The 12,371-nt window shown below is 66.7% G+C and carries 13 protein-coding genes and 1 pseudogene; 4 read left to right on the forward strand and 10 right to left on the reverse strand.

Annotated features, from left to right (window positions below; genetic code table 11):
• Positions 1 to 24: 24 nt before the first annotated feature.
• Together truA and fmt are read right to left on the reverse strand one after the other, a co-directional pair.
• Positions 25 to 768: a tRNA pseudouridine(38-40) synthase TruA gene (gene truA, locus ACZ1JS_RS04410; protein ID WP_465167886.1), complete on the reverse strand. Its 744-nt coding sequence runs from the start codon at positions 766 to 768 to the stop codon at positions 25 to 27.
• Positions 765 to 1,670, reverse strand: a complete 906-nt coding sequence (fmt, locus tag ACZ1JS_RS04415; protein WP_465167887.1) for a methionyl-tRNA formyltransferase — start codon at positions 1,668 to 1,670, stop codon at positions 765 to 767. The genes truA and fmt overlap by 4 nt, the downstream gene beginning before the upstream one ends.
• Before the next feature lie 53 nt (positions 1,671 to 1,723).
• Between fmt and recR the strand changes: the two genes are divergently transcribed.
• From recR to ACZ1JS_RS04430, 3 genes are all read left to right on the forward strand, one after another.
• Positions 1,724 to 2,320: a recombination mediator RecR gene (gene recR / locus ACZ1JS_RS04420; protein WP_465167888.1), complete on the forward strand. Its 597-nt coding sequence runs from the start codon at positions 1,724 to 1,726 to the stop codon at positions 2,318 to 2,320.
• A 31-nt stretch (positions 2,321 to 2,351) separates the two neighbouring features.
• Positions 2,352 to 2,876 carry a peptide deformylase gene (def, locus tag ACZ1JS_RS04425; protein ID WP_465167889.1) on the forward strand — a complete coding sequence of 175 codons (525 nt, stop codon included), beginning with the start codon at positions 2,352 to 2,354 and terminating at the stop codon, positions 2,874 to 2,876.
• An 80-nt stretch (positions 2,877 to 2,956) separates the two neighbouring features.
• A complete protein-coding gene (locus tag ACZ1JS_RS04430) occupies positions 2,957 to 4,381 on the forward strand; it encodes a DNA recombination protein RmuC (protein ID WP_465167890.1) in 1,425 nt (474 codons plus the stop codon).
• A gap of 4 nt (positions 4,382 to 4,385) precedes the next feature.
• On the opposite strand, the gene ACZ1JS_RS04435 is transcribed toward ACZ1JS_RS04430, so the two are convergent.
• The 8 genes and pseudogenes from ACZ1JS_RS04435 to ACZ1JS_RS04470 all read right to left on the reverse strand — a co-directional run bounded on the left by ACZ1JS_RS04435 (position 4,386) and on the right by ACZ1JS_RS04470 (position 11,395).
• Positions 4,386 to 5,330 carry an arginase family protein gene (locus ACZ1JS_RS04435; protein ID WP_465167891.1) on the reverse strand — a complete coding sequence of 315 codons (945 nt, stop codon included), beginning with the start codon at positions 5,328 to 5,330 and terminating at the stop codon, positions 4,386 to 4,388.
• Between the two features lie 30 nt (positions 5,331 to 5,360).
• Positions 5,361 to 6,159 (reverse strand): annotated as a pseudogene (locus tag ACZ1JS_RS04440) (TrmH family RNA methyltransferase).
• Positions 6,160 to 6,167: 8 nt separating this feature from the next.
• On the reverse strand, positions 6,168 to 6,389 hold the full coding sequence (locus ACZ1JS_RS04445; RefSeq protein ID WP_465167892.1) for a hypothetical protein: 222 nt from the start codon (positions 6,387 to 6,389) through the stop codon (positions 6,168 to 6,170).
• 66 nt (positions 6,390 to 6,455) lie between these two features.
• The gene (locus ACZ1JS_RS04450) at positions 6,456 to 7,709 is read right to left on the reverse strand and encodes an N-succinylarginine dihydrolase (RefSeq protein ID WP_465167893.1); all 1,254 of its coding nucleotides are present in this window, start codon (positions 7,707 to 7,709) and stop codon (positions 6,456 to 6,458) included.
• Positions 7,710 to 7,711: 2 nt separating this feature from the next.
• Positions 7,712 to 8,725, reverse strand: coding sequence for an arginine N-succinyltransferase (locus ACZ1JS_RS04455; protein ID WP_465167894.1), 1,014 nt, complete (start codon positions 8,723 to 8,725; stop codon positions 7,712 to 7,714).
• Positions 8,722 to 9,927 (reverse strand): hydrolase, encoded by a 1,206-nt coding sequence (locus tag ACZ1JS_RS04460; RefSeq protein ID WP_465167895.1) that lies wholly within the window; start codon positions 9,925 to 9,927, stop codon positions 8,722 to 8,724. Before ACZ1JS_RS04460 ends, ACZ1JS_RS04455 begins: the two co-directional genes overlap by 4 nt.
• Positions 9,928 to 9,954: 27 nt before the next feature.
• The gene (locus ACZ1JS_RS04465) at positions 9,955 to 10,851 is read right to left on the reverse strand and encodes a DUF481 domain-containing protein (protein WP_465167896.1); all 897 of its coding nucleotides are present in this window, start codon (positions 10,849 to 10,851) and stop codon (positions 9,955 to 9,957) included.
• 64 nt (positions 10,852 to 10,915) lie between these two features.
• Positions 10,916 to 11,395: an RNA pyrophosphohydrolase gene (locus tag ACZ1JS_RS04470; RefSeq protein ID WP_465167897.1), complete on the reverse strand. Its 480-nt coding sequence runs from the start codon at positions 11,393 to 11,395 to the stop codon at positions 10,916 to 10,918.
• A 62-nt stretch (positions 11,396 to 11,457) separates the two neighbouring features.
• On the opposite strand from ACZ1JS_RS04470, the gene ACZ1JS_RS04475 reads away from it, so the two are divergent.
• Positions 11,458 to 12,366, forward strand: a complete 909-nt coding sequence (locus tag ACZ1JS_RS04475; protein WP_465167898.1) for a histone deacetylase family protein — start codon at positions 11,458 to 11,460, stop codon at positions 12,364 to 12,366.
• Positions 12,367 to 12,371: the final 5 nt, after the last annotated feature.

A 12,371-nucleotide genomic window follows, 5' to 3' on the forward strand; every position in this document is an offset into this window, starting at 1 on the left:
TGTGAACTTCGTGAACTTTGACGGTCAGGCAGGGTAATCGGCGCCGACGAAATACAGCCCGTCGGGCGGTGCATTCAGCCATAGCGCGGCCCGGTCGCGTGCGGCGAGGATGTCGGCAAGGTCGTCGGGCGTCCGCTTGCCCTGTCCGACCATCGCCAGACAGCCGACCATCGACCGCACCTGATGATGCAGGAACGACCGGGCGGCGGCATGGATCGCGATCCGGTCGCCATCGCGCTCGACCGCCAGCCGGTCGAGCGTTCGCAGCGGGCTGTCCGCCTGACAATGTGCCGACCGGAACGTCGTGAAGTCGTGCCGCCCGACCAGCCGCGCCGCCCCCTCGGCCATCGCCCTCGCATCCATCTCCTGCGGTACCCGCCACGCCAGCCCCTGCTCGAACGTCAACGGCGCGCGTCGACAGACGATACGATAGACATAGGCCCGCCGCACGCACGCGAAGCGCGCATGCCAGTCGTCGGCCACGACCTGGCAATCGAGGATCGCCACCGGATCGGGCCGCAACCGCGCGTTCAGCGCCTCCATCAGCCGGAACGGCGCGAACTCCTTGGCGACGTCGACATGCGCGCGCATCGCGGTGGCATGGACCCCGGCATCGGTCCGGCCGGCGGCATGGACGGCGGTGGTCTCGCCGGTTACCTCCAGCAGCGCGCGCTCGATCGACCCCTGCACGCTTGCTCCTTCGGACTGGCGCTGCCACCCGACGAACGGCCGCCCGTCATATTCGACCGTCAATGCGAAGCGGGTCATGCCAGCCGCGTACCCTCGGGTATCGCAAAGCCGCGCAGCAACTCGGCCGGGGTCATCGCTCCCCGCCCGGCGCGCTGGACCAGCGTCGGTCGCAACGCGCCCTCGGCACAGGCGATGGTCAGTGCATCGTCCATGACCGTTCCCGGCACTCCGGCCCCGTCGACCACTTCCGCCGCCAGCACCCGCACGCGTTCGCCATCCAATTCGAAGAAGGCCCCCGGCGCCGGATTATACGCCCGCACCTGCCGCTCGGCATCGACCGCGCTGCCGTCGAAACGCAATCTTGCCTCGCTCTTGTCGATTTTGGCGGCATGGGTCACCCCGTCGCTTGCCTGCTCGACCGGCGGATAGGCGTCCGGGTCGGCGAGCACTTCGAGCATCAGCCGCGCCCCCATCGCGCTCAGTTCCTCTGCCAGTTCGCCCGCGGTCTTGCCATCGACCGGCGTCCGCCCTTCCAGGCGCACCGGCCCGGTATCCATCCCGGCCGCCATCTGCATGATGCCAACCCCGGTCTCGGTATCGCCGGCAAGGATCGCGCGCTGGATCGGCGCCGCCCCCCGCCATCGCGGCAGCAGCGAGCCATGGACGTTCAGACACCCCAGACGCGGCGCATCCAACACCACGCGCGGCAACAGCAGCCCATAGGCGGCCACCACCGCCACATCCGCTGCCAGCGCGGCAAACTCCGCCTGCACCGCCGGATCGCGCAACGTCTCCGGAACCCGCACCTCGATCCGGAGTGACTCGGCAAGCCGGTGTACGGGGGAGGGGGTCAGTGCCTTGCCCCGGCCGGCGCGACGCGGTGGCTGGCTATACGCCGCGACGACGTCATGCCCGGCATCGACCAGCGCCTGAAAGATCGGCACCGCAAAATCGGGCGTGCCCATGAAGATGATCCGCATGCGCTCTCTCGACACCGTGGCGTCGGCGCGCGCAACCCCCTATCTTGGTCGTAATGGCCTCTCCCGAAATCGACGCGCTGACGCAGGCGCTTTCCCGCCTTCCCGGTCTCGGCCCCCGCTCGGCCCGGCGTGCGGTGCTGCATCTGGTCAAGAAGCGCGAAACCGCCCTCGATCCGCTCCTGGTCGCGCTCGATCGCGTGGCGCGCAATCTCGCCACCTGTTCGACCTGCGGCAATGTCGACACCACCGATCCGTGCGGCATCTGCACCGATCCGCGCCGCGACGACCGTTCGCTGTGCGTGGTGGAGGAGGTCGCCGATCTGTGGGCGCTCGACCGGGCGCGGCTGTTCCCCGGGCGCTTCCACGTCCTTGGCGGCCGCCTTTCCGCATTGGAAGGCGTCCGGCCCGACGACCTAGCCATCGACTCGCTGATCGCCCGCGTCGCGGCGGGCGGGATCGACGAGGTCGTCCTCGCGATGAACGCCACGCTGGAGGGGCAGACCACTGCCCATTACATCGCCGAGCGGATCGAGAAATATCCTGTCCGCCTGACCCAGCTCGCCCACGGCCTGCCGGTCGGCGGCGAACTCGACTATCTCGACGAAGGCACGCTTGCCCAAGCGCTCCGCGCGCGACGCCCGGTCGCTTGACGCTCCGAACTATGCTACATAGCTAGCCGCTATGGCCATTCTTCCGATCATCGAAATCCCCGATCCCCGCCTCCGCCTCGTGTCCGAGCCCGTAGAAGGCGTGACCGACGAGGTGCGGACGCTCATCGCCGACATGTTCGAGACGATGTACGACGCCCCCGGCATCGGCCTCGCCGCGATCCAGGTCGCGGTGCCCAAGCGCGTGCTGGTGATCGACCTGCAGGAGCAGGAAGACGAAGAAGGCAAACCGGTGAAGGCACCGAAGGCGTTCGTGAACCCGGTGATCGAGGAAGTGTCGGACGAACTGTCGACCTATCAGGAAGGCTGCCTGTCGATCCCCGAACAATATGCCGAGGTCGTCCGCCCCGCGCGATGCCGCGTGACGTGGCTCGATGAGAAGGGCGATGCCCATGACGAATGGCTCGACGGGCTGATGGCGACCTGTCTCCAGCACGAGATGGACCACCTCAACGGCGTGCTGTTCATCGACCATCTGTCGCGGCTGAAGCGCGACATGGTCATCAAGAAGCTGAATAAGGCGCGCAAGGCGGCGTAAGCGACGAACCGATCCCCCTTCGCCTTGTCCGGCGGGCGGGGCGGGGGTAGGTTCCGGGTCCGTTCCTCCCGGAGTATCGCATGGACCCGCTTGTCATCGTCATCGTCGCCGCCGTCCTGCTCGCGGGGTTGGCGATCGGCTGGCTGATGGGCAGCCGACAAGTCCAGTCGCTGCGCGAGGAGCGCGACAAGCGCGAGGACGATTTCAAACAGGCGATCGCCGATCTGGCACTTGCCAGCGAACGCGCCAAGGACGTGCCGGCGCTGCGTGAGGAACTGGCCGAAATCCGCGCCGATCGCGATGCGCTCCTGATCGATCATGCCGCGCTGAAGGCCAATGCCGCAGCGTTCGAGGAACGGCTGACCGAGTTCAAGGACGCGCGCGAGGCGATGGCGTCGCAGTTCCGCGAAACCGCGCAGATCATGCTCGACGGTGCGCAGAAATCCTTCCTGCAACGCGCGCAGGAACGCTTCGCCCAGGCCGGCGACACCAACGAGATGAAGCTGAAGGCGCTGTTGGCGCCGGTCGAAGCGACGCTCAAGCGCTATGAGGCCAGCATCACCAAGGTCGAGGGCGAGCGGCAGGAAGCCTATGGCACGCTCAAGGGCCTGATGGACGCGATGCGGATCGGCCAGGAATCGGTGAAGAGCGAGGCGGCCAAGCTGGTCAATGCGTTGCGCTCCGCACCCAAGGCACGCGGCCGCTGGGGCGAGCAGCAGTTGCGCAACGTGCTCGAAACCTGCGGCCTCGCCGAACACACCGATTTCCAGATGGAGGTATCGGTCGATCATGGTGACGGTCGCCTGCGCCCCGACGCCATCGTCAAGGTGCCGGGCGGGAAAAGCCTCGTGATCGATGCCAAGGTGTCGCTCAATGCCTATCAGGACGCGCATGGCGCCGTGGACGAGATCGAGCGCGCCGCCTTCATGACCGCGCACGTCGCGTCGATGAAGAATCACGTCAACGCGCTCGGCGCCAAAAGCTACCAGTCGCAGTTCGAGGATACGCCGGACTATGTGGTGATGTTCGTACCGGGCGAGCATTTCCTCGCCGCCGCGCTCGAACATGATCCGTCGCTGTGGGACTATGCCTTCGACCGTCGCGTGCTGATCGCGACGCCGACCAACCTGATCGCCATCGCCCGCACCGTCGCGGCGGTCTGGCGGCAGGAGAAGTTGGCTGGCGAAGCGCGACAGATCGGGCAACTCGGCCGCGAACTCCATGCCCGCCTCGCCAAGATGGGCGAGCATGTCGCCAAGCTCGGCAAGAACCTTGAAGGCGCTAACACCGCCTATAACGCGTTCGTCGGCAGTCTCGAATCGCAGGTGATGACCTCGGCCAAGCGGTTCGAGACGCTCAACATCGATACCGCCGGCAAGTCGATCGAACCGCTGCCGGTCGTCGAGCAATCGCCGCGCCCACTGACCAAGCTGGCAGTCGCCATTGCGCAGGCCGAGGAAGCGGTCGAGGAGCGCACCGAGCAGGCGGAGACGGTGGCGGAATAGCGGTTCAGGCCGGACGGGGCGGCACCTGTCCATTATTGCCGAGCACCAGCCCCATCGTCACCGCCACGATCCGCGCCGCCATCGCCGCGCACAGCCGGTGCGGATCGTCTCGCTCGGGCACATATTCCGCCAGAACCAACCCGGCGATCTCGCCCTTTTCGGCGAGCGCGGTCAGCAGCAACACGACCTCCTCATAACGCAACCCACCCGGCGTCGGCATCGCCACCGCCGGAAACGCTGCCGGATCGATCCCGTCGCAATCGATCGATACCAGATAGCGTCCGCCCGCCGGCACCGCATCGACCGCTGCATCGATCCCGCCCCGGATCAGGTCATAGGCGGTGACGATCCGGCTGCCCCAGTTCCGCGCATCCTCGATCTGCCAAGCGCCGCCGCTGCCCAGACCGCGCACGCCGACCTGCACCATGCCGGTGACATGCGGCATTTCGGCCAGCCGCCGCATCGGCGATCCATAGCCCAGCGTCTGCCCGCGGATATCGTCGCCCCAATCGACATGTGCATCGATCTGCACGACGGTCAGCGGGCCGCGATCGGCAAAGCCCGCCGCGAACGGGATCGGCACCGAATCGTCCCCGCCGAGCAGGATCGGCACGCCGCCGGCCGCAAGCACGGCGCGCGTCGTCGCTTCGATCTGCTCGCGATTGCCTGCTGAATCTTCCGGACGGGTATCGACATCGCCGAGGTCGACGACGCCGCGCGCATCGTCCGGATCGGGGAAGGGCGTGAAGCCTAGGTCGAAATCGATCTGCGACAATTGCCGCGCAAACCCCCGCGACGCCGCGCGGATCGCGGCGGGTGCATCCGCCGAATGGCTCGGCTCGCCATCGTCATAGGGCGTGGCCTCGCTCGCCCCGAACAACACGATGCTGGGCCGTTCCAACGTATCGAGGTCGGCGGCGGGCAGGGCGGCGAAGGTCGGGCGGGTCATTCCCGCTGAATGCGCCGCGCCTCCAAAGGTTCAGGGCCGGTGCTGCCCCAGCACGGTATAGGCCATGACCGCCGTCGCCACCGCCGCGTTCAGGCTGTCGGCCTTGCCCAGCATCGGGATCTTGACCAGCAGGTCGCATTCCGCCGCCATATGCTCGGGCATCCCCTGTGCCTCGTTGCCGGTCAGCAGGAAGGTCGGATCGGGATAGGTCGCGCAGCGATAGTCGTGCGTCGTGTCGAGGCTTAGCCCCACCAGCGTCCCCGGACCGCTGCGCAGCCACCCCTTGAACGTGGCCCAGTCGGCCCGCGCGACGGCGACCGTAAAGATCGCCCCCATGCTCGCCCGCACCGCCTCCACGGAGAACGGGTCGACGCACTCGTCGATCAGGATCAACCCGCCGGCACCAGTCGCATCGGCGGTGCGCAGGATCGTCCCGAGATTGCCCGGATCGCGCAGGCGTTCGGCGACCAGCCACAGCGATGCATTGCGCCGGTCGATGCTCGTCAATTCGGTCGAGAATTCGTCATAGACGCCGACCACCGACCCCGGATTGTCCTTGCCGGACAGTTTCGACAGGATGTCGACCGTCGTGGCGATGGCGATCCCGCCCGACGAACTCGGTCTCGTCGATCAGCGTTTTCAGTAGCGGATGCGGCGCGTCGCTCGCGAAATAGAGTTCAGCGGGCAGCCACCCGGCCTCGAGCGCTTCGGTCAGGATGCGCAGTCCCTCGGCAAGGAAGCGGCGCTGGTCGCGGCGATGGCGCTTTTCGCGCAGGTTGCGCGCGGCCTTCACCATCGGGTTCGAATAGGCGGTAATCTCGCGAGGCATGCGACGCCCTAGCGAACCTCGCGGTCCGCGTCGATCGAATCGAGAATGCGCGTGCCCGCCATGAACACGGCGATCGGACAGATGGCGAACATCAGCTTGCCGGCGATCCCCGGATACAATTGCATGTAATGAAAGCCGCGCTCCACCGCCCCCACGGCAAGGCCGTAGATGACGAGGAACGCCTCGAACTTCGACTTGATCGTGAACAGGTTCTTGAGCCGGGTCAGCATGGCGGCAAATTACGCAATTTACGTACCATCGGCGGTTTTCCGCCGATCCGGGTCGCTGTGACGTGGTTAACTGTCAATTAACCCGACAAGGTCGAGCGCCTCCAGCAGCGCGTGACGCGACTCGCCGATCCGAACGATCAGCGCCGGATCGCCAATGTCGGCCGCTGCGATCCGTTCGGGCCAATGTGCCTCGATCACCGCTGCGATCCGGTCGAGCTTCGCATCGTCGACCAGGAAGCGGGGATCGATCGTCGCCGGATCGGCCACAACCCGCAGCCGCAGGCAGGCGGGGCCGCCGCCATTGGCCATCGATTCGCGCACGTCGACCACCTCCAGCCGCCGGATCGGTCCGTTGCCCGCGACCAGTTCCTGCAACCACGTCCACACCGATTCGGTCTCGCGCGCCTCGGCTGGCAGGATCAGCGCCATGCCGCCACCGGGCAGCGTCACCAGCTGCGCGTTGAACAGATAGGAGGCGATGGCGTCGGGCAGGCTGACGCGATCGGCGGGCACCTCGACGATCTCTACCGAGCGCAGGGCGCGACGCAGATCGGCGTAAAAACCGTCGCGGTCGTGGAACGCCTGTTCATGCGCGAACAGCACGCGTTCGTTGGCGACTGCGACGACATCATTGTGGAAAGCGCCGGCGGCGATCGCTTCGTCGGACTGCCGCACGAACAGGGTGCGGTCGCTATCCAGCCGGTGCGCGCGGGCGATGGCCTCGCTCGCCTCGCGATGCTGGCGCGCAGGGAACGGACCGCCCGACACGCCATAGACGAACACTTCGACCCCTTCGGCATCATGCGCGTCGCACAGCCGCATATGATTGGCCGCGCCTTCGTCACCGAACGGGGCGGGGACCGGTCCATGTACCGCGAAGGCCGGATCGGCAAAGGCGAGTTCGAGCTGCTTGAGCGTTGCAGGCCACTCGTGACTGCGATGCGGCATCGTCACCAGATTGGCGACGGTCAGGTGGCAGCGCCCGTCCCCGCAATCGGCGGCAGGGGACACGGTCGCCGCGTTCGCCGCCCACATCGCCGAAGCCGACAGCGCCTGCGCGCGCAGATGCGGCGCGGCACGTTCGTAATCGGTTGCCAGCCGGTTCAGCCAGCGCACGTCAGGCCGCGGGTGCGGCAACAATATGCCCTGCGTCAGCCCCAGCGCGAGGTTCGCGCGCATCTTGGCGATCCCCTGTAACGCCGCCATGCGCGGGCGTGACACTTCGCCGGCATTGCGCGTCGCCGCCAGATTGCCGTGGCTAAGCCCGGCATAGTTATGGCTGGGACCGATGATCCCGTCGAAATTGATTTCCCGCACCATCGTCACCGTCCTACATGACACAGCGTGTCGCCGACCTCGACACCCAGCGCGCGTGCCGCCGCCGCATCGATGACGATGCCGTCGTCGCGGACCGTCACTTCCCCCAGACAGGCGCGGAAATCGGACAACCGGCCGGTCGACAGCAGCGACGCCTTGCCGCCGCCATTGTCGACGCCGACGATCTTGCCTTCGCGCCGGTCGCGGATCGTCATGATCTGGTCGGTGCGCGCGGTCATGGTCGGCCCGCCATCGAAGATGTCGACGTAATTCTCATACGCAAAGCCTTCATTCTCCAGCATCCGCATCGCGGCGCGTCCGGTCGGATGGGGCAGGCCGATCACTGCCCGCGCCGCCTCGGGCAGCATCGCGATGTACACCGGATGGCGCGGCATCAGGTCGGCGATGAACTGGTTGCCATGGATCGCATTGAACTGGTCGGCATCCTGGAACGTCATGCCGAAGAAGCGCCCGGCCACCCCGTCCCAGAAGGGCGATCCGCCCGCTTCGTCGATGATCCCTCGCAGTTCCGCCAGCACCCGGTCGGCAAAGCGCCCGCGGTGCCGCCCAATGAACAGATAGCGCGATCGGGCGAGCAACAGCCCGAGGCCGCCGGCCCGCTCGCCCGGATGCAGGAACAGTCCGCCGACCTCGCTCGACCCTTCCAGATCGTTGACCAGATTGAGGATATCGGCGCGGAACGTCCGGCCCAGCGCCTCGCTATGCTTGGTCAGCGTCGCGACGCGATAGGAATAGAAGGGCCAGCGCTGCCCGACCTTGGTGAACACCTGACAGGTGCCGCGTACCTCGCCGGTATCGATATTCTCCAGCACCAGCACGAACACCTCGTCGCGCGGGGTGTCCTCCTCATGGCTGAAGGCGATGGCGCTGCGCTCCAGCCGGGTGGTCAGCGCGTTGCGATCGGGCGGCAGGTTGGTGAACCCGCCCCCGGTCAGCTTCGCCATTTCATAAAGATATTTCAGGTCTTCTTCGCGAGCTGCGCGGATACGAAACGTCACATTCCCCCCTGTGCCACGATACGCGATATGGCGACCGCCGACAGCGCGGCGCGTTCGGCCAGGCTGTCGACGATCATATATTCTTCCGCCGAATGGATCGCGCCGCCGCGCACCCCCATCGTGTCGATCACCGGCACGCCCTGCGCGGCGATGTTGTTGCCGTCGCACACCCCGCCGGTATCGCGCCAGCCGATCGGGATCGACAGGTCGCGGCCGACCGCCTGTACCAGCGCGAACAGTTTCGCGGCCCCGGCATCGATCGGCTTGGGCGGCCGGTTGAAGCTGCCATGCACCGCGACGCCGACGTCATGGGCGGCGGCGACCATCGCCGTGGCGGCATCGATCTGTGATCGGGCGCGTGCGATTTCGTCGCTCCCATGCGGTCGGAAATTGACCCGCAGCACCGCATGGTCGGGCACGACATTGTTCGGCCCGCCGCCCTCGATCCGCGCCGGATTGACCGCCAGCCGCGGTCCCTTCACCGCATTGAGCCTGAGCGCGATATCGGCGGCAGCGACGATGGCGTTGCGCCCTTCCTCCGGGTTGCGGCCGGCATGGGCGCTGCGCCCGCTGACCACGATCGAGAAATTGCCGGTCCCCCCGCGCGCGCCGGCCAGCGTCCCATCGGGCAGCGCGGGTTCATAGGTAAAGGCCGCGACCTTGCCCGCCGCCATCGTCTCGATCAGCCTCGCCGACGCGAACGATCCGGTCTCTTCGTCGGAATTGATGACGACGTCATAGCCGAAGCGATCGCCGATTCCCGCCGCCTCGACCGCTTTCAAAGCGGCGAGCATCACCGACAATCCGCCCTTCATATCGGCGGCGCCGGGACCGTTCAGTGCCCCGTCGGGCAGGTATCGCGCGGTCTGGAACGCGTGATCGGCGCCATACACCGTGTCCATATGCCCGGTGAACAGCATGCGGACGGGCGCCTCGGGTCGCACCCGCAGCAGCAGGTGCCGCCCGTGGTCGATCGCCCGCACCTTGCCGTCGCTGTCGACCGTCTCCACCGGCTCGGGATCGATCAGTTCGATCTCCCCCGGCAGCCCGGCAAAGTCGTCGGCCAGCAGCGTCGCCATCGTCGCCAGTCCGGACAGGTTGCGCGTGCCGCTATTGACCGCGACCCATCGCTCGACCTGTGCCTGCATCGCCGCGGCGTCGATCCTATCGATCAGCGCGGCGTCTTCATACGTCCCATCCATGCCCCGGTGTAACCGGGATCGGTCGCTTCAGAAAGCATAGACCAAAGATGCACGCCCGGTGGTGTCGGTGTTGACGCGCCCGACCGGCGGGCGGCTTTCATACTGGATATTGTACGACAGCCGCGCCGATAGCGGCCCCAACAGCTTGGCATCGACCGCGGTCAGGCTGGTGACGGTGCTGTTCGCCGCCTGAACATAGGCCGACGTATCCTGCCTCAGCGTCAGGGCAGGGGTCATCCGCCAGTCGAAATCGACCGATCCGCGCGCCGCCAGATTGCGCTCGATAGTGCCGGTGGTGAACGAGGTGTGTCGGAACGCCGGCCCGAGTTCGAGGTCGAGCGTTACCGGCCCCCGTGCGAGCGCGGTATAGCCCGCACCGCTCGACGCTGAATAACGGTCGTAATATCCGAAGAACCTGTCCGACTCATATTGCGCGGCGCCGTAGATATAGAGCCGATCGTCGACCTTGTAGTTGGGTTCGAACGCGCCGAGATAATGTTCGCGCGACGGAATGCCGTTATTTTCCTGATAGTCCGCCTGCAATTTCAGCTTGTGGCGCCAGCGATACCCCTCACGCGACAGGTCGAGCACGGCGGAGATGCCCAGATTGTCCGAATTGCCGCTGTTCACCCAGCCGCCTACCTCGGCACGCCCCTTGACCAGCGCGCCGAACGATGCGGTGCGCAGCCGCTTCTCGGTCTTCTCGGTCCGTTCGAACGTATAGTGCGACGCGAGGTCGGCGATCTTCTGCGAATGTTTCGGCGCAGCCTTACGCGCATAGCGGACGATCGTCGCGACGTCGTTGTCGTTGCCCGACGCCATCGCCTCTTCCAGCATCGTCCGGATCTCGATCGGTAGATCGGGTTCGGGCGGCGGTTCCGCGAAATACAGGCCGAGTGGCAGGAGGAGCGCGGGATTGGGCATCACCGCCCGCTATAGCCGATCGCCTGTCGACCGGCTGAACCGTTCATCGCAGCTTTGGCGCGGTTCACCGATGCAGGTGCTCGGCGAAGGCCGCGAGAACCCGTTCGTATAAGGTCTTCTTGAACGGCACGATCATCGTCGGCAGGTCGGCCGGGTCGGCCCAGCGCCATGCGCGGAATTCCGGTTCGGGCGTGGCGATGTCGATATCGCCATCCTCGCCTTCGAACGCGAACAGGAACCAGCGCTGCCGCTGCCCGCGCCATTTCCCCTTCCAGATCTTGCCGATCATGTCGTCGGGCAAGTCGTAGAGGAATTCGCCCGGTGCCTCGGCGATCAGCCGTACCTTGTCGGGCATCACCCCGGTTTCCTCGCGCAACTCGCGGACCGCGGCGTCGATCGCTTCCTCTCCCTCGTCGATTCCGCCCTGCGGCATCTGCCACGCCTCCAGCGTCGAATCGAGCCGTTGTCCGACGAACACCTGTCCGTCGCGGTTCATCAGCATGACGCCGGCACAGGGGCGATAGGGGAGGCTGGTCTTGTCCATGCCCGCCTCCTATCCGCGCCTCGCCGCTTTTGCGAGGACCAACGGCATCTTATCTCTGCCATGTGATCCCCGTTATCCACCATCCGCATTACGTCGCCGAAAGCCCGCCGGGCAGTCGCTATCGCTGGGGCAAGAACGGCCTCGTCCGCGACCTGCTGCGCGATATGGGGCCGGCGATCGACTGGCACGAACCCGAACCGATGCCGCGTCGCTGGATCGAGGCGGTCCATGACGACAGCTATGTCGCCGAGGTGATCGAGGCGCGCGTGCCGCCGGCCAAGGAACGCCGGATCGGTTTCGCCGTCACCCCGCCCATGGCATTGCGTGCGGTCGCGGTTCCCGGCGGCACCTATGCCGCCGCGCGCGTCGCGATGGAGCGCGGCTATGCCGCCAACACCGCCGGGGGCAGCCACCATGCGCTGGCCGATACCGGCGCGGGCTATTGCGTGTTCAACGACCTCGCAATCGCCGCGCACCGGCTGGTCGATGAAGGGACGTGCGACCGGGTGCTGGTGATCGATGTCGACGTGCATCAGGGCGACGGCACCGCCTCCCTGCTCGCCGGACGCACCGGGCTCGCCACCTATTCGATCCATGCCGAAAAGAATTTTCCGGCGCGAAAGGCGCGCTCGACGCTCGATATCGGTCTGGCCGACGGGGTCGGCGACGACGAATATCTCGCGACGCTCGCGGCAACGCTTGTCCCGCTGCTGGACAGTTTCGCGCCGTCGCTGCTGCTCTATCAGGCGGGGGTCGATCCCTTCGCCGACGACCGGCTGGGGCGGCTGGCGCTGACCCAGGCGGGGCTGAACGAACGCGACCGCTGGATCGGACAACTGGCGCGGACACGAGGCCTGCCGATCGCAAGTGCCTTGGGCGGTGGCTATGGCGACTTGCTCGAAGTCGCGCACCGTCATGTCGCGTCGATCGTCGCCGTGGCGCAGGGAACCGGGATCGTCGTGCAGGCGTAACGCCT

It is taken from the genome of Sphingomonas sp. BL-S-05 (genome assembly GCF_055521695.1).

Excerpts from the sequence above, each read along its gene's own strand:
- def (WP_465167889.1), top strand. The coding sequence starts at position 2,352 with ATGGCCATTCTTCCGATCATCGAAATCCCCGATCCCCGCCTCCGCCTC.
- ACZ1JS_RS04445 (WP_465167892.1), bottom strand. The coding sequence starts at position 6,389 with ATGCTGACCCGGCTCAAGAACCTGTTCACGATCAAGTCGAAGTTCGAG.
- fmt (WP_465167887.1), bottom strand. The coding sequence starts at position 1,670 with ATGCGGATCATCTTCATGGGCACGCCCGATTTTGCGGTGCCGATCTTT.
- ACZ1JS_RS04465 (WP_465167896.1), bottom strand. The coding sequence starts at position 10,851 with ATGCCCAATCCCGCGCTCCTCCTGCCACTCGGCCTGTATTTCGCGGAA.
- ACZ1JS_RS04450 (WP_465167893.1), bottom strand. The coding sequence starts at position 7,709 with ATGGTGCGGGAAATCAATTTCGACGGGATCATCGGTCCCAGCCATAAC.
- ACZ1JS_RS04470 (WP_465167897.1), bottom strand. The coding sequence starts at position 11,395 with ATGGACAAGACCAGCCTCCCCTATCGCCCCTGTGCCGGCGTCATGCTG.
- ACZ1JS_RS04430 (WP_465167890.1), top strand. The coding sequence starts at position 2,957 with ATGGACCCGCTTGTCATCGTCATCGTCGCCGCCGTCCTGCTCGCGGGG.
- ACZ1JS_RS04435 (WP_465167891.1), bottom strand. The coding sequence starts at position 5,330 with ATGACCCGCCCGACCTTCGCCGCCCTGCCCGCCGCCGACCTCGATACG.
- truA (WP_465167886.1), bottom strand. The coding sequence starts at position 768 with ATGACCCGCTTCGCATTGACGGTCGAATATGACGGGCGGCCGTTCGTC.
- recR (WP_465167888.1), top strand. The coding sequence starts at position 1,724 with ATGGCCTCTCCCGAAATCGACGCGCTGACGCAGGCGCTTTCCCGCCTT.
- ACZ1JS_RS04460 (WP_465167895.1), bottom strand. The coding sequence starts at position 9,927 with ATGGATGGGACGTATGAAGACGCCGCGCTGATCGATAGGATCGACGCC.